The sequence below is a fragment of the Paenirhodobacter sp. genome, assembly GCF_050177655.1.
Taxonomy (GTDB): Bacteria; Pseudomonadota; Alphaproteobacteria; order Rhodobacterales; family Rhodobacteraceae; genus Rhodobacter.
This window is the reverse complement of record NZ_JBFXGV010000016.1, coordinates 36,431-61,693: the sequence shown is the minus strand read 5'-3', so window position 1 is coordinate 61,693 and position 25,263 is coordinate 36,431. Positions and strand designations below refer to the sequence as shown.

At 66.4% G+C, this 25,263-nt stretch carries 26 protein-coding genes and 1 tRNA gene; 16 read left to right on the top strand and 11 right to left on the bottom strand.

Going from position 1 to position 25,263, the window contains the following annotated elements:
* Positions 1–185: 185 nt before the first annotated feature.
* Positions 186–512, top strand: coding sequence for a tyrosine-type recombinase/integrase (locus AB7U46_RS08295; protein WP_428336483.1), 327 nt, complete (start codon positions 186–188; stop codon positions 510–512).
* 44 nt (positions 513–556) lie between these two features.
* Here the strand turns inward: AB7U46_RS08295 and AB7U46_RS08290 are convergent.
* Together AB7U46_RS08290 and AB7U46_RS08285 are read right to left on the bottom strand one after the other, a co-directional pair.
* A tRNA-Arg gene (locus AB7U46_RS08290) sits at positions 557–633 on the bottom strand.
* Positions 634–685: 52 nt separating this feature from the next.
* Entirely contained in the window at positions 686–1,147 is a 462-nt protein-coding gene (locus AB7U46_RS08285; RefSeq protein WP_428336482.1) for a GNAT family N-acetyltransferase, read from the bottom strand.
* A 124-nt stretch (positions 1,148–1,271) separates the two neighbouring features.
* Here AB7U46_RS08285 and AB7U46_RS08280 point away from each other — a divergent pair, with 124 nt between their 5' ends.
* Positions 1,272–2,381, top strand: coding sequence for a hypothetical protein (locus tag AB7U46_RS08280; protein ID WP_428336481.1), 1,110 nt, complete (start codon positions 1,272–1,274; stop codon positions 2,379–2,381).
* Between the two features lie 110 nt (positions 2,382–2,491).
* On the opposite strand, the gene AB7U46_RS08275 is transcribed toward AB7U46_RS08280, so the two are convergent.
* A complete protein-coding gene (locus AB7U46_RS08275) occupies positions 2,492–2,803 on the bottom strand; it encodes an ETC complex I subunit (RefSeq protein ID WP_428336480.1) in 312 nt (103 codons plus the stop codon).
* A gap of 336 nt (positions 2,804–3,139) precedes the next feature.
* On the opposite strand from AB7U46_RS08275, the gene uvrB reads away from it, so the two are divergent.
* Positions 3,140–5,317 carry an excinuclease ABC subunit UvrB gene (gene uvrB / locus AB7U46_RS08270; protein ID WP_428336479.1) on the top strand — a complete coding sequence of 726 codons (2,178 nt, stop codon included), beginning with the start codon at positions 3,140–3,142 and terminating at the stop codon, positions 5,315–5,317.
* A 4-nt stretch (positions 5,318–5,321) separates the two neighbouring features.
* On the opposite strand, the gene AB7U46_RS08265 is transcribed toward uvrB, so the two are convergent.
* From AB7U46_RS08265 to AB7U46_RS08245, 5 genes are all read right to left on the bottom strand, one after another.
* Entirely contained in the window at positions 5,322–5,786 is a 465-nt protein-coding gene (locus AB7U46_RS08265; protein WP_428336478.1) for a hypothetical protein, read from the bottom strand.
* Positions 5,787–5,852: 66 nt separating this feature from the next.
* Entirely contained in the window at positions 5,853–6,305 is a 453-nt protein-coding gene (locus tag AB7U46_RS08260; protein WP_428336477.1) for an REP-associated tyrosine transposase, read from the bottom strand.
* Positions 6,306–6,362: 57 nt separating this feature from the next.
* Complete coding sequence (locus tag AB7U46_RS08255) at positions 6,363–6,962, bottom strand: rhodanese-like domain-containing protein (RefSeq protein WP_428336476.1); 600 nt, start codon at positions 6,960–6,962, stop codon at positions 6,363–6,365.
* Positions 6,963–7,025: 63 nt separating this feature from the next.
* On the bottom strand, positions 7,026–7,658 hold the full coding sequence (parA, locus tag AB7U46_RS08250) for a ParA family partition ATPase (RefSeq protein ID WP_428336475.1): 633 nt from the start codon (positions 7,656–7,658) through the stop codon (positions 7,026–7,028).
* Between the two features lie 82 nt (positions 7,659–7,740).
* Positions 7,741–8,058 (bottom strand): antibiotic biosynthesis monooxygenase family protein, encoded by a 318-nt coding sequence (locus AB7U46_RS08245; RefSeq protein WP_428336474.1) that lies wholly within the window; start codon positions 8,056–8,058, stop codon positions 7,741–7,743.
* Positions 8,059–8,341: 283 nt separating this feature from the next.
* Here AB7U46_RS08245 and AB7U46_RS08240 point away from each other — a divergent pair, with 283 nt between their 5' ends.
* The 4 genes from AB7U46_RS08240 to AB7U46_RS08225 all read left to right on the top strand — a co-directional run bounded on the left by AB7U46_RS08240 (position 8,342) and on the right by AB7U46_RS08225 (position 12,225).
* The gene (locus AB7U46_RS08240) at positions 8,342–9,457 is read left to right on the top strand and encodes an ABC transporter substrate-binding protein (protein WP_428336473.1); all 1,116 of its coding nucleotides are present in this window, start codon (positions 8,342–8,344) and stop codon (positions 9,455–9,457) included.
* Positions 9,458–9,530: 73 nt separating this feature from the next.
* Entirely contained in the window at positions 9,531–10,403 is an 873-nt protein-coding gene (locus AB7U46_RS08235) for an ABC transporter permease (protein ID WP_428336472.1), read from the top strand.
* On the top strand, positions 10,400–11,182 hold the full coding sequence (locus tag AB7U46_RS08230) for an ABC transporter permease (protein ID WP_428336471.1): 783 nt from the start codon (positions 10,400–10,402) through the stop codon (positions 11,180–11,182). The genes AB7U46_RS08235 and AB7U46_RS08230 overlap by 4 nt, the downstream gene beginning before the upstream one ends.
* The gene (locus tag AB7U46_RS08225) at positions 11,179–12,225 is read left to right on the top strand and encodes an ABC transporter ATP-binding protein (protein ID WP_428336470.1); all 1,047 of its coding nucleotides are present in this window, start codon (positions 11,179–11,181) and stop codon (positions 12,223–12,225) included. The genes AB7U46_RS08230 and AB7U46_RS08225 overlap by 4 nt, the downstream gene beginning before the upstream one ends.
* Positions 12,226–12,342: 117 nt before the next feature.
* Here AB7U46_RS08225 and AB7U46_RS08220 read toward each other — a convergent pair whose 3' ends face one another.
* Positions 12,343–13,215, bottom strand: coding sequence for a MurR/RpiR family transcriptional regulator (locus AB7U46_RS08220; protein ID WP_428336469.1), 873 nt, complete (start codon positions 13,213–13,215; stop codon positions 12,343–12,345).
* 158 nt (positions 13,216–13,373) lie between these two features.
* Here AB7U46_RS08220 and AB7U46_RS08215 point away from each other — a divergent pair, with 158 nt between their 5' ends.
* From AB7U46_RS08215 to AB7U46_RS08185, 7 genes are all read left to right on the top strand, one after another.
* Complete coding sequence (locus AB7U46_RS08215) at positions 13,374–14,153, top strand: N-formylglutamate amidohydrolase (RefSeq protein ID WP_428336468.1); 780 nt, start codon at positions 13,374–13,376, stop codon at positions 14,151–14,153.
* 14 nt (positions 14,154–14,167) lie between these two features.
* Positions 14,168–14,674 (top strand): TRAP transporter small permease subunit, encoded by a 507-nt coding sequence (locus AB7U46_RS08210; RefSeq protein ID WP_428336487.1) that lies wholly within the window; start codon positions 14,168–14,170, stop codon positions 14,672–14,674.
* A complete protein-coding gene (locus AB7U46_RS08205; RefSeq protein WP_428336467.1) occupies positions 14,674–15,999 on the top strand; it encodes a TRAP transporter large permease in 1,326 nt (441 codons plus the stop codon). The genes AB7U46_RS08210 and AB7U46_RS08205 overlap by 1 nt, the downstream gene beginning before the upstream one ends.
* A gap of 50 nt (positions 16,000–16,049) precedes the next feature.
* Complete coding sequence (locus tag AB7U46_RS08200) at positions 16,050–17,090, top strand: TRAP transporter substrate-binding protein (protein WP_428336466.1); 1,041 nt, start codon at positions 16,050–16,052, stop codon at positions 17,088–17,090.
* Between the two features lie 86 nt (positions 17,091–17,176).
* Positions 17,177–18,541, top strand: a complete 1,365-nt coding sequence (locus AB7U46_RS08195; protein WP_428336465.1) for a glutamine synthetase family protein — start codon at positions 17,177–17,179, stop codon at positions 18,539–18,541.
* A 62-nt stretch (positions 18,542–18,603) separates the two neighbouring features.
* Positions 18,604–19,992 carry an aldehyde dehydrogenase family protein gene (locus AB7U46_RS08190; protein WP_428336464.1) on the top strand — a complete coding sequence of 463 codons (1,389 nt, stop codon included), beginning with the start codon at positions 18,604–18,606 and terminating at the stop codon, positions 19,990–19,992.
* Positions 19,989–21,143 carry an iron-containing alcohol dehydrogenase gene (locus tag AB7U46_RS08185; RefSeq protein ID WP_428336463.1) on the top strand — a complete coding sequence of 385 codons (1,155 nt, stop codon included), beginning with the start codon at positions 19,989–19,991 and terminating at the stop codon, positions 21,141–21,143. The genes AB7U46_RS08190 and AB7U46_RS08185 overlap by 4 nt, the downstream gene beginning before the upstream one ends.
* Before the next feature lie 68 nt (positions 21,144–21,211).
* Here AB7U46_RS08185 and AB7U46_RS08180 read toward each other — a convergent pair whose 3' ends face one another.
* The gene (locus AB7U46_RS08180; protein ID WP_428336462.1) at positions 21,212–21,688 is read right to left on the bottom strand and encodes a hypothetical protein; all 477 of its coding nucleotides are present in this window, start codon (positions 21,686–21,688) and stop codon (positions 21,212–21,214) included.
* A 259-nt stretch (positions 21,689–21,947) separates the two neighbouring features.
* On the opposite strand from AB7U46_RS08180, the gene AB7U46_RS08175 reads away from it, so the two are divergent.
* Complete coding sequence (locus AB7U46_RS08175) at positions 21,948–24,104, top strand: YjbH domain-containing protein (protein ID WP_428336461.1); 2,157 nt, start codon at positions 21,948–21,950, stop codon at positions 24,102–24,104.
* On the top strand, positions 24,101–24,805 hold the full coding sequence (locus tag AB7U46_RS08170; RefSeq protein WP_428336460.1) for a YjbF family lipoprotein: 705 nt from the start codon (positions 24,101–24,103) through the stop codon (positions 24,803–24,805). The genes AB7U46_RS08175 and AB7U46_RS08170 overlap by 4 nt, the downstream gene beginning before the upstream one ends.
* A gap of 204 nt (positions 24,806–25,009) precedes the next feature.
* Here AB7U46_RS08170 and AB7U46_RS08165 read toward each other — a convergent pair whose 3' ends face one another.
* Positions 25,010–25,198: a hypothetical protein gene (locus tag AB7U46_RS08165; protein WP_428336459.1), complete on the bottom strand. Its 189-nt coding sequence runs from the start codon at positions 25,196–25,198 to the stop codon at positions 25,010–25,012.
* Between the last annotated feature and the right edge of the window lie 65 nt (positions 25,199–25,263).

The window sequence follows — 25,263 nt, the reverse complement described above, 5'->3', positions numbered from 1 at the left end:
CAAGTCCGCATCGCTGTGCTGAATGGCTACACCGCGCTTGGCATACCCGTCACAGTGGCCGTAGGATAAGTCCGTCCGGGGAAAGGGGAACTCCGCTCAGAACCTGATTTATGCAACAAGGCCTCGTGCCCTGGCACTGCCCCCTGCCGAGCTATGCCGAGGCGATGCTCGGAGACCGGGACACGATGCATGCGGCGCTGCTCTGCCTCGAGGGGCACATGACCTTCCTCGCGACTCATGGCGGCCGCACCCGCTCGCACAAGGCCCTCGGGACGCTGATCTCCGACGCGGCGCGCGAGGCGAAGATCACCGGGCGTAGCGCGCATGGATTGCGAAAATCGCGCGCGATGCAACTGGCCGAGGCCGGCGCCACGACGCACCAGATCGCCGCGTGGACAGGCCACCAGAGCCTCTCCGAGGTGCAGCATTACACCGAGGCAGCAGACCGGCGACGGGCCGTTCGCGGAACGGAACAAGTCCGGAACTCTGTAAAAAGTCGGGCCAAACTGTAAAAAATCCGCTTTTTCCGATGAAAAACAGTGTCCTAGGTAGGCACTGGCGATCCCGGGAGGGCTCGAACCCCCAACCTAGCGCTTAGAAGGCGCTTGCTCTATCCAGTTGAGCTACGGGACCGCATCGCCCCCTTTTGCGCGATGCGGGGGCGTCGCGCAAGCCTCGCTGCGGCTCAGCCGAAGCGCCGCGTCATGTAGACGGAATTCGGATCCTCGGTATAGCCCTCGAACGGGCCGCAGATCTCGAACCCCTCGGCGAGGTAGAGCGCGCGGGCGGGGGCGAAGCTCGGCTGCGCGCCGGTCTCGAGGCTGAGCCGGGCAAAGCCCGCGGCGCGCGCCTCGGTCACCAGATGGCCGAGCATCATCCGCGCGAGGCCGCGCCCGCGCATCTCCTCGAGCACATGCATCGACTTGATCTCGGCATGGGTCGGGTCGATCGCCTTCAGCGCGCCCATGCCGAGGGCCGCCCCCTCCTCGCGCAGGACGTAGAAGCGGATCCCCGGCGCGGCGAGCGCACCCGCGGGCAGCATGTGGATCGATTCGGGCGGGGTGTCGGCGTGCATCGCCGCGGTATGGCGCGCATGCAGCAGCGCCAGCTCCTCCTGCACCGGATGTTCGAGGGTGATCGTGATCATCGGGGGGCCTCCTGCCCGATCTTCGCCAAACTCCTGCCCGAAGAAAAGGGGGGCGCGCCATGATCGTGCCATTTGTCGCGCGCAGCATGGGCGCAGTGAAGCGTCGAGGGAAGAGGATGAGCAGATGACCCGCCCCGCCATGATCGTTGCGGATTACGCCTGGACGAAAGGGATCGTCGAGGCGGTCGAGGGCGTGCTTGGCGCGCTGGCGCAGCTGCGCGAGGCGGGGGCCGGCGCGGAGGAGATCGAGCGGCTGAAGGCGCCGCTCGCGCGGTTCCATTCGGGGCTTTTGCTGCTTCTGGGCGGGGCGACCTATCGCGAGGAGCCGCTGGCGGACTGTGCCGATCCGGTGGCGGTGCTGCTCAGCGTCTATGACCGGATGGTCGCCGAGGCGCGCCCGCTCGAGGAGGCGCTTGCGGTGATGGTCGAGCTGGGCCACCCGGCGACGGCGGAGGTGGTGGCGGAGCTTTGGGAGATTTACGCCCCGGCCCATGCGGCGCTGCGCGCCGAGACCGAGGCGGAAATCGCGGCGCTTGCGGCGGAGGAAGGACGTGCGCCCTGGCGGGTGACCTCCTTTGCCTGGAAGGACGAGAAGCTGCTGGCCCTGTTGCGCGAAGGGGTCGGGCCGGCGCTGGAAACCGCCTTCGGCGAGGAGGACTGGAGCCGCGAGGCGCTGCACGCGGCGGCACGCGGCTGGCTCGAGGGGCATTACGCGATCCGGGTGCAGGCCGAGGACGCGGCGGCGCCGGATACTGCGGCCGAGAGGCCGGCGATCAGCGCGGAGGAGGCGGCGCGCCAGCGTGACGGCGTGATCGAGGAGATGGCGCGGATCAAGGGGTTCGAGGGGCTGGCGACGCTGGTCCTGCTCGATCAGCGGGTGCATGGGATCGTGCCGACCGGGGCGCCAAAACTCACGCGCGAGGACGGCGTCGAGGGGTTCGAGCATGCGGTGCCGGTCGCGGTGCAGAGCCTCGTGCTCGAGATGCCCCATGCCGGCGGGATGCGGCAGTATCGCGGCGAGTTCGGCGTGGTGCGGCTGGGCGCCGGGCCGCTTGGCTTTGGCGGGTTGCACGGGCTTTACGAGATCCGCGAGATCGGCGCCGAGGGCATGCAGGTGGCGGGCGCGCAGGTGATCGAGCGCTATCGCGTGCCGGAATGGTTCGCGCCGATCGGCGGGCGGCTGATCCGGCGCTGGCTCGACCGCACGCTTGGGCGGATCGCGGCGGGGGCCTGAGCCGCCGCACCCCGGACCTTTGACGGCGATTCGAAATGGAAAGCCCCGCGTGCATGCCGCGGGGCCAGGCTGCGCTGCGGTTCACCGCGCGCCGCGAAAGGGTCGGAAGATCAGTGCGTCCAGTTCGCGCGACGACCGGAGGCGAAATTCTCGCCATAGCCACCGGCGCGGATGTTGGCGGCGCGCTTGTGCGGCTCGGTCACGGCATAGTCGAGGCCGTTTTCCTTGGCATAGGCTTCGGCCGCGGCGCGGCTTTCGAATTTCAGGCGCACCTGGGTCTGGGTGTCGTCCGAGGAGGTCCAGCCCATCAGCGGGTCGATCTCGCGCGCATCGGCGGGCAGGAAATCGAGATACCAGACCTTCGTCTTGGCCTGACCGGATTGCATGGCGTTGCGGGCCGGTTGGTAGATACGCGCGCGCATGGGCACCCCCTTCTCGAATTGCGTCAGTTCTAGTCGATCCGCACGAAAGCGCAAGTCCGCAGCGCGAGAAAACGCCGCAGGGCGGCCCGAGGGAAGGAAGAGGTGCTACCGGCCGGGTTTGGGGAGCGAGGGGTGGGGTGGTGCCCCGGCCGGTAGCGGATGCTGCTTGCAAGAACAATTTGCGAACAAATGCGATTCGACGCAAGGGGTAATGCGCGCAAGCTGATGATTTGTTTCGTAAAATTTGAACTTCGATTCATCTTTGGTTAACGGATTCCAGCAACCCCTTGAAAGGGAACGAAAAGAGATCAACTATGTGGGGCCGAAGGAGCCCCCATGCCCCACAATACCAATAACCAGCCCAGCGAACGCCCCGACGTCCTGACCCGCCCGAAGCTCGAGGGTGGCAAGCGTTTCGTCATGCACAGCGCCTTCCAGCCCGCGGGCGACCAGCCGACGGCGATCGCCGAGCTCTCCGGGGCGGTGCTGGCCGGCGAACGTGACCAGGTGCTGCTGGGCGCGACCGGCACCGGCAAGACCTACACGATGGCGAAGGTGATCGAGGCGACGCAGCGCCCGGCGATCATCCTTGCGCCGAACAAGACGCTTGCCGCGCAATTATACGGCGAATTCAAGGGGTTTTTCCCTGATAACGCGGTCGAGTATTTCGTTTCCTACTACGACTACTACCAGCCCGAGGCCTATGTCGCGCGCACCGACACCTATATCGAGAAGGAATCGATGATCAACGAGCAGATCGACCGGATGCGCCACTCGGCCACCCGGGCGCTGCTCGAACGCGACGACGTCATCATCGTTGCCTCGGTCAGCTGCATCTACGGCATTGGCTCGGTCGAGACCTATTCGGCGATGACGCAGGATCTGACCGTCGGCGGGCTTTACGATCAGCGCAAATTCCTCGCCGATCTGGTGGCGCAGCAATACAAGCGGCTCGATGCCGCCTTTCAGCGCGGGGCGTTCCGGGTGAAGGGGGACACCGTCGATCTCTGGCCCGCGCACCTCGAGGATCGCGCCTGGCGATTCTCGTTTTTTGGCGAGGAATTGGAGGCGATCACCGAGTTCGACCCGCTGACAGGTTCGAAAACTGACAGTTTTGAGCAGATCCGCATCTACGCGAACAGCCACTACGTCACCCCGCGCCCGACGCTGCAGCAGGCGACCAAGTCGATCCGGGTGGAGCTGGCGCAGCGGCTCAAGCAGTTCAACGACGAGGGGAAACTGCTCGAGGCGCAGCGGCTCGAACAGCGCACGAATTTCGACCTCGAGATGCTGGAGGCGACCGGCATCTGCAACGGGATCGAGAATTATTCGCGTTACCTGACCGGGCGCGCCCCGGGGGAGCCGCCGCCCACGCTTTTCGAGTTCATCCCCGACAACGCCATTGTTTTCGCAGACGAATCGCATGTCACCGTGCCGCAGATCGGCGGCATGTATCGCGGCGACTACCGGCGCAAGTTCACCCTTGCCGAGTTCGGCTTCCGCCTGCCGTCCTGCATGGACAACCGGCCGCTGAAATTCGAGGAATGGGACGCGATGCGGCCGCAGTCGGTCTTCGTTTCGGCGACGCCCGCGGCCTGGGAAATGGAGCAGACCGGCGGCGTCTTCACCGAACAGGTGATCCGGCCCACCGGCCTCCTGGACCCGGAGGTCGAGATCCGCCCGGTGGAAACCCAGGTCGACGATCTGCTCGACGAGATCCGCATCGTCGCGGCGAAGGGGCTGCGCGTGCTCGTCACCACGCTGACGAAGCGGATGGCGGAGGATCTGACCGAATATCTGCACGAGCAGGGGATCCGGGTGCGCTACATGCACTCCGACATCGACACGATCGAACGCATTGAAATCCTGCGCGATTTGCGGCTTGGCGCCTTCGACGTGCTGATCGGCATCAACCTGCTGCGCGAGGGGCTCGACATCCCCGAATGTGGGCTGGTCGCGATCCTCGATGCGGACAAGGAGGGTTTTTTGCGGTCGGAAACCTCGCTCATTCAGACGATTGGGCGGGCGGCGCGCAACGCCGACGGGCGCGTCATCATGTATGCCGACAAGATCACCGGCTCGATGGAGCGCGCGCTCGCCGAGACGAACCGGCGCCGGGCGAAGCAGATCGCCTACAACACCGAACACGGGATCACGCCGCAGACCGTGCGCAAGAATGTCGACGACGTTCTGGCCGGGCTCTGGCAGGGCGACACCGACATGAGCCGGGTGACGGCGAAGGTTGAAAAAGTGCAGGTCGGCGCCAATCTGGAGGCGCATCTGGCCGATCTGAGGTTGAAAATGCGCAAGGCGGCCGAGAACCTCGAATTCGAGGAAGCGGCCCGGCTGCGCGATGAGGTGAAGCGGCTGGAGGCGGTGGAACTGGCCGTCGCCGACGATCCGCTCGCCCGGCAGGCGGCGGTCGAGGAGGCGGTGGAAAAGGCGGTCAAACCGCGCTCGACCGCGGGGCGGCCCGGTCAGCGCGGGGGCGTGAAGCGGCCGAAGAAGAGGTGAACGATCATTTCTTCTTACCCGCCGTGATCCCCTCGATCAGCCAGTCGGTCGAGGTCTTGCCGTCGATTTTCACCGAGAATTTGCTCGCATAGGTGTCGTCGCCGAAAGCGGAGTAGTATTCGCAGAGCGAAAGACCGGAGACCGGCGTTCCAAAGGCATTCGCCGCCTCAAATGTGATGAAGACCTGAAAATTCGTCGGTTTTGCGCGACCTTCCGTGATCGCGCGCACCTCGGTCTGCGTCATCTTCGGGTCCAGCGCTCGCGCCTTCTCTAGCGAAACCGCTTCGCTGTACTGCGTCACCTTGATGCGACGGTAGGTCGAAGGGCTGCGCAGACGATCCTTGACGAGCCCCTCGCAAATCTGAACCAGTTTCGGATCGACGAAGCGGTTCAGAAGGCCCTGAGAATAAGCGATATAGCCCCCGAGCAGCAGGATCACGCAGAGCAATGCGGCGACGAGGTACTTCATTTCAACATGTTCTCCGAAATCTATCGCCTGAAAAGCTAGCCGATCGCACCGCTTCCCACAATTCGTTCACGCTACCGCCCGCCTCCGCGCGGCCTGGCGCATGTCGCGGTGGAGCGAGGAATAGGGCCAGTCCTCGGGGCGGGGCGCGAGGCCGTGATGCACCGGGTCGTGCCAGCAAAGCGCCAGCGCACGGTTGATCTCCGCCTCGCTCTCGAGCGGTTGGGTCAGGATCTCGGGCGCCCAGATTTCTTCGGGCGCGCGACCCAGCGCCTCGGCGAAACCGGTGCGGAACCGGCGCCAGCGGGCGGTCGCGGGCTGCGCACCGGGCGGCAGGGTCAGCACCGCGTGCAGATGATCGGGCAGCACCACCATCGCCTCGCAGCGCGTCGGGAGCTCCGCCACCGTCACGCGCCAGGCCGCACGCAGATCGGCGATGCGCGCGGTCAGGAGATCCCCCTGCCCCGCCGCGAGATGCAGGGTGAAGAACCGGGTCTGGCCCGGAAGGCGGAGGCGATTCATCAGGGTCATTCCCGAAGCGTGCCGCAACAGGGTTAACGAAACCTGAATCCGCCCGGCTCAGCCCTTGGGCGGCATCACCACGGTCAGGCCGAGCATGCGCCAGACCTGCATCCCGCCGCGGTAGTAGAAGATCTTTTCCGCGGGAAAGCCCGCCTCGATCATCCGCCGCGCGGCGGTGGGCGACTGGCCGCACCAGGGCCCGTTGCAATAGAGCGCCGCGGATTTCACCTCTGCCCCGGTGCAGTCGAACCCCTCGAAATCGGGCTCGCAGCCAAGCTCGCCCAGCCGGTCGGCGGCCTGGGTGTAGGGCATGTTCACCGCCCCGGGGATCGCACCGCCGAGGAAATCGGGCTCGACCCGGCTGTCGATCACCACGACCGCGGGATCTTGCAGGAAGCCCAGCATCTCGATCTCGCCCACCGGGGTGACGCCCGGCGCGGGGACCATCGGCTGGATGCAGAAATTCGGGCAGGGGCGCGAGGTGCGCGCCCATTCGCCGGACAGCTCATGCGCGTTGTCCTGCACGCGCGCGATGTCCACCGGCCCCTGCGGCGTCGGCACGGTGACCGCGGCGACATCGGGCTGGATATTGACGGGCTCCGCCGCAAGCGGCGGGGCGAGCGCCGCGCAAAGCACGGCCAGATAAATCTTTTTCATGAAAACTCCTCCCGCGGAGGAGCCTAGCACGCAGCGCGCGCCCTGCACAGCCGGGCGGCGAGCTCAGCCCTCGGCGGGGAGCAGTTCCGCGAGCAGCGCGCCGATCTCGGCGGCGGCGGGGGTCTTGCGCGCGGCCTCGGCGACGCCGAGCCCCTGGCCCAGCGTCTCGGCGAAGGCGGTGCGATGGGTGAGGAAGGCGGTCGCCATCTCGCCCTCGAGCTCGGCGGCGGCGGTGCGCACCTCGGCGTCGAGCCGCGTGCCCTTGCGCACCCGGTTGAGCACGATCTTCGGGCGCTTGCCCTCGCGGCGGGCGAGGTCGAGCACCCCCTCCGTCGCCCAGAGATCGACGAGCGAGGCGCCGATCGGCACCACGATCAGATCGGCCTCGCGCAGGGCGGGGCGCAGGTCGCTGTCGACCTTGGGCGGGGTGTCGATGATGACGAAATCGACGAGTTTCTTCAGCTTCTCGACCTCGTAGCTCACGCCCCAGGCCGAGGAGGTGGAGAATTCGAGGCCGGCCTGGCCGAGCCGCTCGCGCCGCGCCATGAACCAGCGCCCGAGCGAGCCCTGCGGGTCGGTGTCGAGCAGCGCGACGCTGCGCCCGCGGTCGATCAGCGCCACCGCGAGGTTGACGGCCAGCGTGGTCTTGCCCGCGCCGCCCTTCTGCTGTGCCACCGTGATGACCGTGCCCGCCATGTCCAACCCCCAATGCCGCGGCGCAGCATAGACCGAGTCGTCAGCGATTGCACGCGATTTGGGCAGAGCCCTGCGAAACTGCTCAGAAGTCGGCCTGCACCTCGTACATCACCGGCTCGAAACTGCGGCAGAGCGTGGCGATGTGGCGGTTGCGGGTGATCATCTCGGGGCTGCGCAACATCGCCTGATAATCGCCGCGCTTTTCCCATTTCGAATAGGTGGCGATCCGCGTCTGCGCGTCGTTCATATGCAGCCCCGCACCCAGAAAACCGGGCTGTTTCGAGATGCATTCCGCATAGGCGGCCTCGAGCGAGGCCATCAGCTCGCTTGCCGTCGCGGGGGTCATCTCGAAGGTGCAGATCACGGTCTGGCCGCTGAAATCCTTGGTAATTTCGGTCATGGTGTCCTCCTCCTGCGCCAGAGTGCCACAGGGCTGGTAAAAAATCACCTGATCTGAGCGCCCTTGCGGCGATGCGCAGGCGCGCGCGGGGCGGCGCGGAGCGCGGAATGTAACGGTGGCGCGACAGTTTTGTTGCATGAGCGGCGGAATCGGGCAAATCTTGCCCCGCCGGTCAAATCCGGCCGACCGAAGGCGTCGATGTCGCGAGACTGTCACAGAGAACGCCTAGGTGCATTTTCGGCGCCCATCCCGGGCCCGGGACTTCCGATAGGGGGAGAAGACCATGAAGACGAAGATGACGCGCTGGCTGACGGGTGGTCTTGCCGGCGCCGCCGCGCTGATGGCGACGACCGCGCTCGTGCAGGCGGAAGACATGGCCGCGCTCGAGACCGCGGCGAAGGCCGAAGGCATGCTGACCACGATCGCCCTGCCCCACGACTGGTGCGGCTACGGTGCGGTGATCGACGGGTTCAAGGCGAAATATCCCGAGATCACGGTGAACGAGCTGAACCCCGACGCGGGCTCGGCCGATGAGCTGGAGGCGATCCGCGCCAACAAGGGCAACACCGGCCCGCAGGCGCCCGACGTGATCGACGTCGGCCTCTCCTTCGGCCCGCAGGCGAAGGAAGAGGGGCTGGTGCAGCCCTATAAGGTCTCGACCTGGGACGAGATCCCGGATGCGGTGAAGGATGCCGACGGCTACTGGTACGGCGACTATTACGGCGTGATGTCCTTCATGGTGAACAAGGATCTCGTCGAGAACGTGCCGGGTGACTGGGCCGATCTGACGAAGCCGGAATATGCGAGCCAGGTCGCCCTTGCCGGCGATCCGCGCGCCTCGAACCAGGCGATTCTCGCGGTGCTCGCCGCGGGCATGGCGAATGGCGGCGCGGCCGGCAAGGAAGCGGGCGAGAAGGGTCTCGACTACTTCAAGGGCCTGAACGCCGAGGGCAATTTCGTGCCCGTCATCGGCAAGGCCGGCACCCTCGCGCAGGGCGCGACGCCGATCGTGGTGATGTGGGACTACAACGCGCTTTCGGCGCGCGACACGCTCGCCGGCAACCCGCCGGTCGAGGTCGTGGTGCCGAAGTCGGGCGTGCTCGCCGGCGTCTACGTCCAGGCGATCTCGGCCCATGCGCCGCATCCGAACGCCGCGAAGCTCTGGATGGAATACCTCTATTCGGACGAGGGGCAGAACCTCTGGCTCAAGGGCTATTGCCACCCGGCGCGCTTCAACGCGATGTCGGCCGCGGGCACCGTGCCGCAGGAGCTGATCGACGCGCTGCCGCCGGCCGAGGGCTATGCCAAGGCCTATTTCCCGACCCTCGACGAGCAGGCCGCGAACAAGGACGCGGTCACCGGCGGTTGGGATGCCGTGGTGGGCGCCAACGTCCAGTGATCCGGGATCTTCCCGCTGCCGCCCCCTCCCAAGGGGGCGGCCTTTCCGTTTCGAGCCCCCCGCGGATCCGATCGTGACCGACACCCCTCCCCCCCCGCGCCGGCGGCCGAACCTGACCTGGCTCGGCCTCGTGCCCTTCGGGCTTTTCGTCGCGCTGTTCCTGATCGCGCCGACGATGAAGATCGTGGTCGGCGCTTTCCAGACGCCTGACGGGGCCTTCACCTTCGACAATGTCGCGGGGCTTTTCACCCCCTCGATCCTCGCGAGCTACTGGATCTCGATCAAGATCTCGACCGCCTCGGCGGCGCTTGGCTGTCTCGTCGGCTTCCTGATGGCGGCGGCGATGGTGCTTGGCGGGCTGCCGCGGATGATCCGCTCGCCGCTGCTGACCTTTTCCGGCGTCGCCTCGAACTTCGCGGGCGTGCCGCTCGCCTTCGCCTTTCTCGCGACGCTCGGTCCGGTGGGGCTCGTGACGCTGTTCCTCAAGCACCAGTTCGGCATCAACCTGCGGCTGCTCGGCTTCAACCTGCTGAGCTTCTGGGGCCTGACCGTCACCTATATCTTCTTCCAGATCCCGCTGATGATCCTGATCATCACCCCCGCGCTCGACGGGCTGAAGCGCGAGTGGCGCGAGGCGGCGCAATGTCTGGGCGCCTCCGGGGTGCAATACTGGCGGATGGTCGCGCTGCCGATCCTGTTCCCGGCGCTGCTCGGCACTTTCGCGCTCTTGTTCGCCAACGCCTTCGGCGCCGTCGCCACCGCCTATGCGCTGACCGGATCGAGCCTGAACATCGTGCCGATCATGCTTTTCGCGCAGATCCGCGGCGATGTGCTTGGCGATCCGCATCTGGGCTATGCGATGGCCTTCGGCATGATCCTCGTCACCGCCGCGGCCAATGTGATCTACATCTGGCTGCGCATGCGCTCCGAGAGGTGGCTGAAATGAAGCGCGCCGCCGCCTGGTCCGTGCTGATCCTCGGCATGCTCTATTTCATCCTGCCGCTGATCGGCATGGTGGAATTCTCGCTCTCGATGAAGCGCGGGATCTACAGCCTCGAGGCCTATCGCGTCGTGCTTGCCGATCCGCGGTTCCGCCAGACCTTCTCCTATTCGGTGTTCATGGCGCTGATGACGATCGTCTTCGGCGTGCTCCTGGTGGTGCCGACCGCCTTCTGGGTGCGCCTCAAGATGCCCGGGCTGCGGCCCTATGTCGAATTCGTCACGCTGCTGCCGCTCGTCATCCCCGCGATCGTCACCGTCTTCGGCTATATCCGGCTTTACAACACCTCGAGCTGGCTGCCGCTCACCGGCACGATCATGGGCACCAATCTGCTTTTGCTCTTCGGCTATGCCACGCTGAGCCTGCCCTATATGTATCGCGCGATCGACACCGGGCTGCGCACGATCGACGTCGCCACCCTGACCGAGGCGGCGCAGTCGCTCGGCGCGGGCTGGGTGACGATCCTGGCGAAAGTGATCCTGCCCAATGTGCTCGTCGCGGTGCTCTCGGGCGCCTTCGTCACCTTCGCGATCGTGATGGGCGAGTTCACCATGGCGGCGCTGCTCAACCGGCCCGCCTTCGGCCCCTATCTGCAGCTGATGGGCGCGAACCGGGCCTATGAGCCCTCGGCGCTCGCCACCATCGCCTTCGTCGTCACCTGGGCCTGCATGGGGCTGATCCAGCTGGTGACGCGCCTCTTCAAACACGACAGGACCGCCCGATGAGCTATCTGACGATCTCCCATCTGGAAAAGAGCTTCGGGCCGAACCGGGTGGTGAAGGATTTCAACCTCGCGATCGAACAGGGCGAGTTCGTCTCGCTGCTCGGCCCCTCGGGCTGCGGCAAGACGACGGTCTTGCGCATGGTCGCGGGCTTCGAGGCGCCAAGCTCGGGCGCGATCGCGATCGACGGGCATGACGTGGTCAGCCTGAAGCCGAACCAGCGCAATATCGGCATGGTGTTCCAGGCCTATGCGCTGTTTCCGAACCTCACCGTGGCGCAGAACGTGGGCTTCGGGCTGAAGGTGAAGGGCACGCCGCGCGCCGAGATCGCGCCGCGGGTCGCGGAGATGCTCGAGCTGATCGGCCTGCCCGATCTGGGCGCGCGCTACCCGTTCCAGCTTTCGGGCGGCCAGCAGCAGCGCGTGGCGCTGGCGCGCGCGCTCGCCCCCCGGCCGCGGGTGCTTCTGCTCGACGAACCGCTTTCGGCGCTCGACGCGAAGATCCGCGTGAGCCTGCGCAACGAGATCCGCGCGATCCAGCGCCGCCTCGGCATCACCACGATCTTCGTGACGCATGACCAGGAAGAGGCGCTCTCGATGTCCGACCGGGTGGTGGTGATGCATCAGGGCATCGCCGATCAGGTCGGCACGCCGTTCGAGATCTACAACACCCCCGCGACCCGCTTCGTCGCGGGCTTCGTCGGCACGCTGAACACGATCGAGGCGCCGGTGATCGACGCCGCGCGCGGCACGGTGCGGGTGGGGCTGCAGGAGGTCACGCTCGGCCGCCCCGTCTCGGGCACCTCGGTCACCCTCGGGCTGCGGCCGGAGGCGGTGCGGCTCGGCCAGGCCGGGCAGGAACTCGCGCTCGGCGGCACCATCCGCGAGGTCGATTTCCTCGGCTCGGTGATCCGGCTGCGCGCCGATCTCGGCGGCCACGAGATCGCCTTCGACACGTTCAACACCGCCCATGTCGCCCCGCCGCAGGTGGGCGAGAAGGTCACGCTCGGCCTCAACCCGGCGGATCTGCTGGTGATCGGGCAATAGGGGGCGCTGCCCCCCGGCTTCGCCTCCCCCCGGGATATTTGAACTCTATAGAAACACGGCTTCTACAGAGTCGAAATATCCCGGGGGAGTCTGCGGAGCAGACGGGGGCAGCGCCCCCTACTTGCGCCCGCGGAAGAACCGCGCCCTTGCGTAAAGCTCCTCGAGCCGTTTCATCCGGGCGGAGGTTTCCTCCCAGGTCAGCGACTGCACCGCCGCCATCAGCGTCTCGACCAGCACCTGGATCGCCACGGTCGAATCCCAGGCCGAGGGCACCTCGATCTGCGCGGAAAAGCGATAGCGCGCATGGGCGGCGGCGGGGCTGACCCAGGGATCGGTGATGAGCACCACCTCCGCCCCCTGCTCGGAGGCGAGTTCGACGAGCTGCAGCACGTTGTTCTCATAGCGGCGGATGTCGAAGGCGAGCAGCACGTCGCCCGGGCGCATCTCGATCAGCGCCGGCGGCCAGGCGTTCGAGACCGGGGTGAGCAGTTCGACCCCGGGGCGGATCACCTTCATGTGGCTGACGAAATATTCCGCCATCGCCAGGGTGATGCGCCCGCCGGTGGCGAAGATCTTGCGCGCGGGATCGGCCATCAGCCGTGCCGCCGCATCGAATTCGGCGTGGTCGATCTGCGCGAGCGTCGCCTGCAGGTTGCCGAGCACCGCATCGGCGAAGCGGTTGAGCACATGCGCCTCGGGCGCGTCGCCCGCCCAGCGGTCGTGTTTCGCGAGCGGGCTGATCAGCCGCGCCTCGAGCTCCTCGCGCACCGCGCCCTGCAACCCGGGATAGCCGCCGAAGCCGAGCTTCTGCGCAAGCCGCACCACGGTGGGCGAGGAGACCTCGGCCGCCTTCGCGAGCTGGGTGACCGAGCCGAGCAGCGCGACCGGGTAGTGGCGCAGGATATGCGAGGCGAGCTGGCGCTCGGCGCGGGTCATCACCTCGATCGCGCCGCGGATCTGCTCCTCGATGCTTTGCTCGACTGCCGCCAAATCGGGCACCTCCGCAGCTTTCTCCGACAGGTGCCGCGAAAGGCACCCGACTCGCACTAGAACAGATTGTAACAGAATTTCAAAACTTGAAATGATGTTGACAGAATGGCCCGGCTCAGAGGAGCCTGTTCAAAACGAACATAGAGTCGACAGGGACGATGACGGATCTGCAACAGGATCAGGAGGCAGCATATGCGCTCGAGGGCGCGGCCGCGCGCGGGCGGTTCGTGCTTTGCTGCGAACATGCCTCGAACCATTTTCCGGCGCGCTGGGGCGATCTTGGCCTCGATGCACCGGCGCGCAGCGCGCATATCGCCTGGGATCCGGGCGCGCTTGGGCTGGCGCGGGCGCTCGCCGCGCGGCTCGAGGCCGCGCTGATCCATGCCACCGCCTCGCGGCTGATCTACGATCTCAACCGCCCGCCGCAGTCGCCCGGGGCGATGCCGGCGCGATCCGAGATTTACGACGTGCCGGGCAATCGGGCGATCACGCCCGAGGCGCGGCTGGCCCGCACCGAGGCGCTGTATCTGCCCTATCACGCCGCGGTTTCGGCCGAGATCGCGCGGCGCCTCGCGCTTGGGCTGCGCCCGGTGCTGGTGACGGTGCACAGCTTCACCCCCGTTTATTTCGGGCGCCCCCGCGCGGTCGAGCTTGGCGTGATCCATGACGCCGATCCCGCGCTCGCCACCGCCTTTCTCGAGGAGGTGCGGGCGCGCACCTCTCTCGACGCGCGGCTGAACGAGCCCTATTCGGCGGCGGACGAGGTCACCCATGCGCTGGCGCTGCACGCGACGCCGATGGGGATCGCCAATGTGATGATCGAGCTGCGCAACGATCTGATCGCGACCGCGGCGCAACAGGAGGCGATGGCCGATCAGCTCGCCCCCGCGCTCACCGCCGCGCTTGCCCGGCTTGCCGAGACCGAGGAGGCCGCGTGATGCACACCGCCGCCCTGCCCCGCCCGCTCGTCGCCTATGTCCGCTTCGTCGATGCGCTGAACGCAAAGATCGGCAAGATCGCGATGTATCTGCTCTATGTGATGATGGGGATCATGCTGTTCTCCTCCGTCACCAAATTCATGCATATCCCCGCGATCTGGACGCTGGAGATGGCGCAGTTCACCCTCGTCGCCTATTACATGCTGGGCGCGCCCTGGGCGTTGCAGGGCGATGCGAATGTGCGGATGGACCTGATCTATGCGCGCTTCACCACCAGGGGGCAGGCGCTCACCGATGCGCTGACCGTGTTCTGCCTGATGTTCTACCTCGGCGTGATGCTCTGGGGCGCGTTTGACAGCACGGTCTATTCCTTCTCGGTGGGGGAGCGGAACCCGACCGCCTGGCGCCCGGTGCTCTGGCCGCTCAAGACGATCATCACGCTCAGCTTCGGGCTGATGCTGTTGCAGGCGAGCGCGCTTTTGTTGCGCGACATCGCCACGCTGCGCGGGGGGAAGATCTGATGGATCACAATACCATCGCGCTGCTGATGTTCTCGACGATGCTCCTGATGATGATGACGGGGCAGCGGGTGTTCGGGGCGATCGGCTTCGTCGCCGTGGTCGCGGCGCTGGCGCTCTGGGGGCCGGGCGGCACCGACATGGGCTTTAGCGCCGTGATGAAGCTGATGAAATGGACGCCGCTGCTCACGCTGCCGATGTTCGTCTTCATGGGCTATGTGATGAGCGAGAGCCGGCTGGCCGAAGACCTTTACCGGATGTTTCACGTCTGGTTCGGGCCGCTGCCCGGGGGGCTTGCGATCGGGACCATCCTTCTGATGGTGATGATCTCGGTGATGAACGGGCTTTCGGTCGCGGGCATGGCGATCGGCGCCACCATCGCGCTGCCCGAACTGACGCGCCGCGGCTATGACAAGCTGATGATCTCGGGCGTGATCCAGGCGGGGTCGAGCCTTGGCATCCTGATCCCGCCCTCGGTGGTGCTGGTGATTTTCTCGCTGATCGCGCGCCAGCCGGTTGACAGCCTCTGGCTTGCCGGCGTGGGCCCGGGCGTGCTGATGGCCACGCTTTTCATCCTTTACATCATGATCCGCTCGGCGCTGAACCCGCGCCTCGCGCCGCCGATGCCCGCCGAGGAACGCGCGGCGGTGACCTGGGGCGAGCGGTTCCGGCTTTTGCGTGCGGGGCTGCTGCCCGTCTTCATCTTCGTCGCAATGATGGTGCCGTTCCTGAACGGCTGGGCCTCGCTCACCGAGGCCTCGGTGATCGGCGCGCTCGCCTCGGTTCTGGCGGCGGTGGTGAAGCGGCGCTTCACCTGGGCGGTGTTCGAGGTCTCGACCCGGCAGACGCTGCAGATCACCGTGATGTTCATGATGATCATCACCGCGGCGCTGTCCTTCGGCGCGGTCTTCGACGGGCTCGGTGCGGGCCGTGCGATCCAGGATTTCTTCGTCGAGAGCCTCGGGCTGAAACCCTGGCAGGTGCTCGTGCTGATGCAGCTGAGCTTCCTCGTGATGGGCACCTTCCTTGACGACACCGCGATGCTGGTGATCGTGGCGCCGGTCTATGTCGGGCTGGCCAAGACGCTCGGCTTCGATCTGATCTGGTATGGCGTGCTTTACACCATCACCTGCCAGATCGCCTATCTCACCCCGCCCTTCGGTTATAACCTGTTCCTGATGAAGGCGATGGCGCCGCCCGAGTTCACCCTGCCGGTGATCTATCGTTCGGTGGCGCCCTTCGTTCTGGTGATGGTGGTCACGCTGCTGATGGTGGGGCTGTTCCCCGAAATCGCGCTCTGGCTGCCGCATGAGGTGCTCGGACGCTGATCGACAACCCGAAGACCCCGCAAAGGGGCGCAACCAACAAGGAGAGAGAGATGACGACGACCAGACGGAAATTCCTCACCACCGGTGCGGTGGGTGCCGCGGCGGCGGGCCTTGCCGCGCCCGCAGTGGCGCAGGAGAAGAAGATCAAGTGGCGGCTGCAGACCTATGCCGGCCCGGCGCTTGCCGAAGAGGTGGTGAAGCCCGCGATCGAGGCCTTCAACACGATCGCCAACGGCCAGATGGAGATCGAGCTTTACACCTCCGACCAGCTGGTGCCGACGGGCGAGCTTTTCCGCGCGATGCAGAACGGCACGATCGACGCGGTGCAGTCGGATGACGATAGCATGGCCTCGCCGACCGAAGTCACCGTCTTCGGCGGCTATTTCCCCTTCGCGCTGCGCTATTCGCTCGATGTGCCCGCGCTCTTCAACACCTGGGGTCTCAAGGAGATCTGGGAAGAGGAATATGCCAAGGTCGGGATCAAGCATATCTCGGCGGGCTCCTGGGACCCGTGCAACTTCAACATGAAGGAGCCGATCAACTCGCTCGCCGATCTGAACGGCAAGCGCGTCTTCACCTTCCCGACCGCGGGGCGCTTCCTCGCGCAGTTCGGCGTGATCCCGGTCACCCTGCCCTGGGAAGACGTGCAGGTCGCGCTGCAGACCGGCGAGCTTGACGGTCTCGCCTGGTCGGGCATCACCGAGGATTACACCTCGGGCTGGTCGAAGGTCGCCCCCTATTTCCTGACGAACAACATCTCGGGCGCCTGGATCGGGCATTTCTTCGCCAATATGGACCGCTGGAACGAGGTGCCGCCGCATCTGCAGCAGCTGATGCAGACCTGTTTCGACCAGTCGCATTACCATCGCCAGTGGTGGTACTGGGCGGGCGAGGCGAAGCTGCGCGTCGAGGGCACCGACATGAAGCTGACCTCGATGCCGGCCGAGGACTATGCCAAGATGGAAGAGGCGGCGCACAAGTTCTGGGACGAGATCGCCGCCGAAAGCCCGCTCAAGGCCAAGGTCGTGGACATCATTCGTAAATACAATGAGACGATGGTGAAGGCGGGTCAGCCCTATCGCTACGGCTGATCGACGCCCCCGGGCGGGGTCACCCCCCGCCCCTTTCCGCCGCCCCGCGCAATCCAGGGGGCGGCGGCGCTTTCGTGGAGGAGAGAATGCCCGCTAACCTGACTTTCGACGCCCTGAAGAAAGCCGTGAAATCCGGCGAGATCGACACCGTGATCGCCTGCCTCTGCGACATGCAGGGCCGGTTGCAGGGCAAACGCTTTCACGCGCAGCACTTCATCGAGAGCGCGCATGAGGAGACGCATTGCTGCAACTATCTCCTTGCCACCGACATGGAGATGGTCACCGTTCCGGGCTATGAGGCCTCGAGCTGGGAACGCGGCTATGGCGACTATGTGATGAAGCCCGACATGGCCACGCTGCGCCGCATCCCCTGGGTGCCGGGCACCGCGCTCGTCATGTGCGACGTGCTCGACCATCACACGCATGAGCCGGTGCCCCATGCACCGCGCAGCGTGCTCAAGCGCCAGATCGAGCGCGCGAAGGCGATGGGCTTCGAGCCGGTGATGGCGACCGAGCTTGAATTCTTCCTCTTCGAGGAAAGCTATCCCGCGCTTTTCGATGCGGGCTATCCGCGGCCCACCCCGATGGCGCGCCACAATGTCGACTATTCGATCATGGGCACCGCACGCGACGAAAAGGTGATGCGCGACATCCGCAATCACCTCTATGCCGCGGGCATCCCCGTCGAATGTTCGAAGGGCGAGGCCGAGACCGGGCAGGAGGAGATCAACGCGAAATATTCCGACGCGCTCGACACCGCCGACATGCACAGCCTGATCAAGCTCGGCGTGAAGGAGATCGCGCAGCAACACGGTGCCTCGGCCACCTTCATGGCGAAATACGACCATGCGAAGGCGGGATCGTCGAGCCATATCCACCAGTCGCTCTGGAAGGACGGGGCGAATGTCTTCTTCGACCCGGAAGCGGAGCACGGCATGTCCTCGCTGATGCGCCACTACCTCGCCGGCCAGCTCGCCTTCTCGCGCGAGCTGACCTATTTCCTCGCGCCCTATATCAACAGCTACAAGCGCTTCTGCGTGGGCATGTTCGCGCCGACGAAATCGGTCTGGTCGCTCGACAACCGCACCGCGGGCTACCGCATCTGTGGCGAGGGGACGAAGGGGGTGCGGGTGGAATGCCGCATTGGCGGCGCCGATCTGAACCCCTATCTCGCCTGTGCCGCACTCCTCGCCGCGGGGCTCGAGGGGATCGAGCAGATGCTCGATCCGGGCGCGCCGGTCTCGGGCGATCTCTACCAGGCGGAGACCGCGGCCCGGGTGCCGAAATCGCTTGGCGAGGCGGGGGAGGCGCTGAAGGACAGCGAATTCCTCAACCGGGTCTTCGGCGAGGAGGTGGTCTCGCACTACTACCGCGCCGCCCGCTGGGAGGTGGAGGAGAATTTGCGCGTCGTGACCGATTGGGAACGCGCGCGCGGCTTCGAGCGCGCCTGAGAGCGCGCCGAGGCGGACAGGGTTTCAAGGGGGGCCGTGGTGGCTTCCGAAGGAAGGTCGACATGACGAAGATGATCCAGTGCATCTCGCCCGTGGACGGGCGGGTCTATGCCGAGAGGCCGGCGCTGAGCCTGCCCGAGGCGCAGGAGATGGCCGCGCGCGCCCGCGCGGCGCAGCCGGAATGGGCGGCGCGCCCGCTCGAGGAGCGCATCGCGCTTGTGAAACAGGGCATCGCGAACCTGAACAACATGAAGGATCAGGTGGTCGAGGAACTGGCCTGGCAGATGGGCCGCCCGACCCGCTTCGGCGGCGAATTCGGCGGCGTGAACGAGCGCTCGGACTACATGGCCTCGATCGCGGCGGAGGCGCTGGCGCCGACGGTGGTCGAGGATTCGAACCGCTTCAAGCGCTACATCGCGCGCGAGCCGGTCGGCGTCGTCTTCATCATCGCGCCCTGGAACTACCCCTATCTCACCACGGTCAACACCCTCGTTCCGGCGCTGATCGCGGGCAATTCTGTGGTGCTCAAGCACGCCACGCAGACGATGCTGGTGGGCGAGCGTCTGGCCGAGGCCTTCCACGCCGCGGGCGTGCCGGCGGACGTGTTCCAGAACGTCTATCTGACGCATGAGGTCACCGAGGATCTGATCGGCGCGCGCGCCTTCAACTTCGTCAACTTCACCGGCTCGGTCGGCGGCGGCGCCAATATCGAGCGCGCGGCGGCGGGCACCTTCACGGGCCTCGGGCTGGAACTTGGTGGCAAGGATCCGGGCTATGTCATGGACGACGCCGATCTCGACGCCGCGGTCGACAGCCTGATGGATGGCGCGATGTTCAACGCCGGCCAGTGCTGCTGCGGCATCGAGCGGATCTATGTGCACGAAAGCCTTTACGACGCTTTCGTCGAGAAGGCGGTGGCCTGGGTCAAGGCGCTGAAACTCGGCAATCCGTTCGAACCCGACAGCACGCTCGGCCCGATGGCGAACAAGCGTTTCGCCGCGGTGGTGCGCAGCCAGATCGAGGAGGCCGTGGCCGAGGGCGCGAAGCCGCTGATCGACCCCGCGCTTTTCCCCGCCGATGACGGCGGCACCTATCTCGCGCCGCAGATCCTCGTGAACGTGAACCACGAGATGCGGGTGATGCGGGAGGAAAGCTTCGGCCCGGTCGTCGGCATCATGAAGGTCGCGGATGACGACGAGGCGATCGCCGCGATGAACGACAGCCCCTATGGGCTGACCTGCTCGCTCTGGACCTCCGACCCCGAGCGCGCGGCCGAGATCGGCACGCAGCTGCAGACCGGCACGATCTACATGAACCGTTGCGACTATCTCGATCCGGCGCTGTGCTGGACCGGCTGCAAGGACACCGGCCGGGGCGGCTCGCTCTCGGTTCTGGGCTACTACTCGGTCACGCGACCGAAATCCTACCATCTCAAGAAGGTGACGAAATGACTGCGCCGACCGTGAACTGGTCCTACCCCACCGCCATCAAATTCGGCCCCGGCCGGATCCGCGAACTGGCGGAGCACTGCAAATCCGTCGGCATGAAAAAGCCGCTTCTGGTGACCGACAAGGCGCTCGCGCCGCTGCAAATCACCTCCCAGGCGCTCGGCGTGCTCGAGGCCGCGGGGCTGGGCCGCGCGATGTTCTCCGAGGTCGATCCGAACCCGAACGAGGGCAACATGGCGGCGGGGATCGCCGTCTACAAGGCCGGCGGGCATGACGGGGTCGTCTGCTTCGGCGGCGGCTCGGCGCTCGATCTGGGCAAGATGATCGCGCTGATGGCCGATCAGAAGCCCGAGCTTTCGGTCTGGGATCTGGAGGATGTCGGCGACTGGTGGACCCGTGCCGATGGCGCGAAGATCGCGCCGATCATCGCGGTGCCGACCACCGCCGGCACCGGCTCGGAAGTGGGCCGCGCCGGCGTGCTCACCAATTCCGAAACCCACAAGAAGAAGATCATCTTCCATCCGAAACTGATGCCCGCGGTCACGATCTGCGACCCCGAGCTCACCGTCGGCATGCCCGCCTTCATCACCGCGGGCACCGGGATGGACGCGCTCGCCCATTGCCTCGAGGCCTTCTGCTCGCCCTTCTACCACCCGATGAGCCAGGGCATCGCGCTCGAAGGGATGCGGCTCGTCTTCGAGAACCTGCCGCTCGCCTATGCCGAGCCCGGCAATCTCGAGGCGCGGGCGAACATGATGTCGGCCGCCGCGATGGGCGCCGTCGCCTTCCAGAAGGGGCTCGGTGCGATCCATTCGCTCTCCCACCCGGTCGGCGCCGTCTACGGCACCCATCACGGCACCACGAACGCCGTGGTGATGCCGATGGTGCTCGACTACAACCGCGAGGCGATCGAGGAGCGGATCGAGAAGGCCGCCGCCTATCTCGGCATCGCGGGCGGCTTCGACGGTTTCCGCGCGGCGGTGATGAACCTGCGCACGATCCTCAAGATCCCCGCCAATCTCACCGCGATGGGGGTGAAGCGCGAGGATCTCGACATGCTCACCGAAATGGCGCTGGAAGACCCGTCCTGCGGCGGCAACCCGGTGACGATGACGCGCGAGAATACCCGCGCGCTTTTCGACGCCTGCATGTAACCGCCTGAGAAAAAAGAAAGACCGGCGGCGAGGGACAGCGCCGCCGGTCTTCGCGTCGAGGCCAAGCGTCAGGACGCAATGCGCTTGTAGGCCTCGGGCAAGGGGCTCTCCTTGGCGGCGACCTTCGCGCCACCGGCGACGAAGGCGCTCACCACCGCGCCATGCGCGCGGATGAGCAGAATGACGTTCGGATCTTCGGAGGTCTCGCGCACCCGCACCCCGTCGGGCAGGCTCTCGATCTCCATATGGACCTTGTCGGCCTGCGCGAAGATCTCGGCGAAGGCCGGATCCCAGTGGCGCAGCCCGAACCCCTCTTCCATCCGCCGATGCATCGCCCGCGCATGATCCTGGATCAGCGCGACGAGCTCGAGATTGTCGGAGCGGGTCACCGTCTCGATCCCGCCCTCGATCTCGGTCACCTGCCGCGCAATCGCCTGATGGTAGGAGAGCAGCCGGTGAAACACCGACTGGTCGTGGCGATGCCGGGCGGCCTGTTCCGCCGGAACGGAAGCGCGACGAAGCTCGGGAGGGTTGGGGCGGGCCATGATGACGGGTTCCTGAGGGTTTCGATCCGGATATGTGATTTCATAACATGTATTTTCGACATGTCATTTTGACAGATTGCCGCAGCGGATGCCGCCGCCGCGGCCAGGCCTGCGGCGCAACTGGGCGCCGTGCTGCAGGGCGCGGCAGAGACGGCACAAAACCGCCGGGATTCGCATGTGGCACGGGCTTTCGCTCTCGCCCCGCCGGGGAAAGCCGGTATAAAGGGCGCGACGACCGCAACGACAGGTGGGGAACGGGATGCCGCGGAAAAAGATGCGCAAGAGCCAGATCGCCAGGGCCATGACGGCCTTCACGGTCGCGGTGAGTGCCGCTGTCCCCGCGGGCCATGCCGAGCCGCTGATCGGCCAGAGCCGCAACACCTATGCGATGCCGGGCCTGATCGACATGCCGACCGCCGAGGCGCGCCCCGACGGCGAGCTCGGCGTCTCGATCATGAGCTTCAACGACGGCACGATGCGCAACACGCTGACGTTCCAGATCGCGCCCCGGATCACCGGCGCCTTCCGCTACTCGCGCGTGCCCGGGCTGATGCCGAAGAAGGACAAGAGCGGCGCCCTGACGGGCACTTACGAGGCGCTCTACGACCGCTCCTTCGACATCCGCTGGGAGTTCCTCGACGAGGGGCGCTACACCCCGGCGATGGCGGTGGGGCTGCGCGATTTCGTCGGCACCGGGGTCTATTCCTCGGAATATCTCGTCGCGACGAAAAGTTTCGGGCCGAAGCTGCGCTTCACCGGCGGCCTCGGCTGGGGCCGGCTCGGCACCCATGGCGGGGTCTCGGGCTGGGGCACGCGGCCGACCTACGACTACAGCTCGACCGGCGGCAAGTTCAACTCGGGCTCCTGGTTCAAGGGCGATATCGCGCCCTTCTTCGGCGTCTCCTACAAGCTCAACGACAAGCTGACGCTGAAGGCGGAATATTCCTCCGACGATTACGTCAAGGAGACCCAGCTCGACGGGTTCAACCGCCGCACCTCGGTGAACTTCGCCGCCGATTACCAGTTCAGCGACACGTTCGGGGTGCAGCTCTACTATCTCTACGGCACCAAGGTCGGCTTCCAGTTCGTGCGCAACATCGACCCGCACAAGCCGCCCTTCCCCTCGGGGATCGAGCGCGCGCCGCTGCCGGTCAAGCCGCGCCCCTCGCCCGCCGCCGATCCGGAGGGCTGGTCGGGCGCCTGGACCGCCGATCCCACCGCGCGGCCGGTGATCCAGAAGGTGCTCGCCGACAGCCTGCGCAAGGACGGCCAGATCCTGCAGTCGATGTCGCTGACGAAGACCCGCGCCGAGCTGCGGGTGCAGAACGAGACCTATGGCGCGCAGCCGCAGGCGATCGGCCATGTCGCCCGCGTCGCCACCCGCGCCCTGCCCTCCTCGGTCGAGACGATCGTCGTCACCTCGGTCGAGCGCGGCATGCCGGTCTCCTCGATCACCTTCCGCCGCTCGGATCTGGAGCGGCTGGAAAACACCCGCTCGGGCGAGATCCTGGCGGCCTCGCCGATCACAGAAGTGGCGCCGAACCCCGATCTGGTGCGCACCGAGGGGCTGTTCCCGCGCTTCGAATGGGCGGCGACGCCCTATGCCGAGGCCTCGATCTTCGACCCGGACGATCCGTTCCGCCTCGATGTCGGGCTGGCGCTTTCGGCGCGCTACGAATTCGCGCCGGGCTTCGTGCTCTCGGGCCTCGTGCGGCAGAAGGCCTTCGGCAATCTCGGTGATTCGACCCGCGTCTCCGATTCGCTCGCGCCGCATGTGCGCTCCGATCTCGTCGAGTATCAGAAGCATGGCGATCTGGCGCTGCAGAACCTGCAGCTCGCCTATTACATGCACCCGGCCTCGAATATCTACACCCGCGTCACCGCCGGCTATCTCGAGCGGATGTATGGCGGCGTCTCGGGCGAGGTGCTGTGGAAGCCGGTCGACAGCCGGCTCGCCCTCGGGGTCGAGGCGAACTGGGTCAAGCAGCGCGACTTCGACCAGCATTTCGGCTTCCAGAGCTATTCCACCGTGACCGGCCATGCCTCGGCCTATTACGATTTCGGCAAGGGCTATGTCGGCGAGCTCGACGTCGGCCGCTATCTCGCGCAGGACTGGGGCGCGACGCTCTCGCTCGACCGCGAGTTCGAGAACGGCTGGAAGGTCGGCGCCTTCGCCACCCTCACCGACATGTCGACCAAGACCTTCGGCGAGGGCTCCTTCGACAAGGGCATCCGGCTGACGATCCCGGTCGCCTGGACCACCGGCAAACCCTCGGTCAACAAGCTTTCGACCACGATCCGGCCGCTGCAACGCGACGGCGGCGCGCGACTCGACATCGACGGGCGGCTTTACGACACGGTGCGGGGGGCGCAATCGGGCGATCTCTACGCGAGCTGGGGGAGGTTCTGGCGATGATCCGCCCGAAGGCGCGCGCGGCGCTGACCGCGTGTCTCGCGCTGGCCCTTGGCGGCGCGCTGGCCGGCTGCGGCAGCGATGCCCGCACCACCGAGAGCACCCGCCTCGCCAGTGGCGAGATCGGCCGGATGTTCTCCGGCATCTTCCACCGCGGCAAGGCCGAACCCGGCCCCGATGCGGAAACCATGGCGCGCCAGGCGCTCGAGGACAACAAGGGCCCGCTGATCCTTGCCAATTTCGAGAGCCTGAACCGCACCACGATTTTCGGGCTGACCGGCGAGAACGGCACGATGCGGACCTATGCCTCCCCCGCCTCGCAGGCGCTGATCCTGCGCGGCGGCATGGTGACGGGCAGCCGCGGTTTCGGCTTCGACGTGATGTCGGGCGAGGTCGATGCGCTCGGCGCGCTGGTGCGCGGACGGCGCGCGGGCACCGTGGACTATACGCTGCGCTATCTCGACGGGCTGGGCCACGAGCGGCCGGTGCCGATGCGCTGCACCGTCACCCCCGGCCCGGCGCAGAGCTATCCTTTCGCCGGCCAGAGCTGGAGCGGCACGCAGATGGCGGCGCATTGCACCACCTCGGGCAGCTATGCTTTCGACGACACTTTCATCGTCGCGGCGAGCGGCGCGGTGCTCTCCTCGCGGCAGTGGATCGGGCCGGAGATCGGCTTCGTCACGATCCAGACGGTGCGCCCCTGACCGGGCGCGAGAGCGCCTGAGACGGCCGCTGAGCCGCCCGGGTGCCGCCAGCCCCTTCCCCTTCCGAAAACGCAAGGCGCGCCCCAGGGCGCGCCTTTGCCGTCTCTCCTGCGGGCGCTGTGTGGCGCGCTACGCGATCTGAAAAGAACAGGGCCGGAAAGCGCATGCTTTCCGGCCCCACCGAAACCCTTGCGGGAGTCGGAATTAGTTCGACGACGCGGCGACCGCGATGCCGACGAGCAGCAGCGCCGGGATCAGGATGCCGGCGTTCGACGACGAGTTGCCCTTGACGACAACCGGCTCGGCCTCGACGACCGGAGCGGTGTAGCCGCCGGCGAAAGCGGTCGAAGCCGAGAGGCCAGCGGCCAGGGCGATGATAGCGAGTTTTTTCATAGTAATCTCCGTCATTACTGTAGAGAGCCGCCGTGCATGGCAGCTTCGGGCGGAAGGTGGCACAT

Coding starts and splice junctions, on each gene's coding strand:
- AB7U46_RS08265 (WP_428336478.1), bottom strand. CDS start 5,786: ATGAAGTACCTCGTCGCCGCATTGCTCTGCGTGATCCTGCTGCTCGGG.
- uvrB (WP_428336479.1), top strand. CDS start 3,140: ATGCCCCACAATACCAATAACCAGCCCAGCGAACGCCCCGACGTCCTG.
- AB7U46_RS08190 (WP_428336464.1), top strand. CDS start 18,604: ATGACGAAGATGATCCAGTGCATCTCGCCCGTGGACGGGCGGGTCTAT.
- AB7U46_RS08245 (WP_428336474.1), bottom strand. CDS start 8,058: ATGACCGAAATTACCAAGGATTTCAGCGGCCAGACCGTGATCTGCACC.
- AB7U46_RS08255 (WP_428336476.1), bottom strand. CDS start 6,962: ATGAAAAAGATTTATCTGGCCGTGCTTTGCGCGGCGCTCGCCCCGCCG.
- AB7U46_RS08275 (WP_428336480.1), bottom strand. CDS start 2,803: ATGCGCGCGCGTATCTACCAACCGGCCCGCAACGCCATGCAATCCGGT.
- AB7U46_RS08260 (WP_428336477.1), bottom strand. CDS start 6,305: ATGAATCGCCTCCGCCTTCCGGGCCAGACCCGGTTCTTCACCCTGCAT.
- AB7U46_RS08170 (WP_428336460.1), top strand. CDS start 24,101: ATGATCCGCCCGAAGGCGCGCGCGGCGCTGACCGCGTGTCTCGCGCTG.
- AB7U46_RS08295 (WP_428336483.1), top strand. CDS start 186: ATGCATGCGGCGCTGCTCTGCCTCGAGGGGCACATGACCTTCCTCGCG.
- parA (WP_428336475.1), bottom strand. CDS start 7,658: ATGGCGGGCACGGTCATCACGGTGGCACAGCAGAAGGGCGGCGCGGGC.
- AB7U46_RS08285 (WP_428336482.1), bottom strand. CDS start 1,147: ATGATCACGATCACCCTCGAACATCCGGTGCAGGAGGAGCTGGCGCTG.
- AB7U46_RS08225 (WP_428336470.1), top strand. CDS start 11,179: ATGAGCTATCTGACGATCTCCCATCTGGAAAAGAGCTTCGGGCCGAAC.
- AB7U46_RS08195 (WP_428336465.1), top strand. CDS start 17,177: ATGCCCGCTAACCTGACTTTCGACGCCCTGAAGAAAGCCGTGAAATCC.
- AB7U46_RS08200 (WP_428336466.1), top strand. CDS start 16,050: ATGACGACGACCAGACGGAAATTCCTCACCACCGGTGCGGTGGGTGCC.
- AB7U46_RS08280 (WP_428336481.1), top strand. CDS start 1,272: ATGACCCGCCCCGCCATGATCGTTGCGGATTACGCCTGGACGAAAGGG.
- AB7U46_RS08180 (WP_428336462.1), bottom strand. CDS start 21,688: ATGGCCCGCCCCAACCCTCCCGAGCTTCGTCGCGCTTCCGTTCCGGCG.
- AB7U46_RS08175 (WP_428336461.1), top strand. CDS start 21,948: ATGCCGCGGAAAAAGATGCGCAAGAGCCAGATCGCCAGGGCCATGACG.
- AB7U46_RS08165 (WP_428336459.1), bottom strand. CDS start 25,198: ATGAAAAAACTCGCTATCATCGCCCTGGCCGCTGGCCTCTCGGCTTCG.
- AB7U46_RS08215 (WP_428336468.1), top strand. CDS start 13,374: ATGACGGATCTGCAACAGGATCAGGAGGCAGCATATGCGCTCGAGGGC.
- AB7U46_RS08205 (WP_428336467.1), top strand. CDS start 14,674: ATGGATCACAATACCATCGCGCTGCTGATGTTCTCGACGATGCTCCTG.
- AB7U46_RS08185 (WP_428336463.1), top strand. CDS start 19,989: ATGACTGCGCCGACCGTGAACTGGTCCTACCCCACCGCCATCAAATTC.
- AB7U46_RS08230 (WP_428336471.1), top strand. CDS start 10,400: ATGAAGCGCGCCGCCGCCTGGTCCGTGCTGATCCTCGGCATGCTCTAT.
- AB7U46_RS08240 (WP_428336473.1), top strand. CDS start 8,342: ATGAAGACGAAGATGACGCGCTGGCTGACGGGTGGTCTTGCCGGCGCC.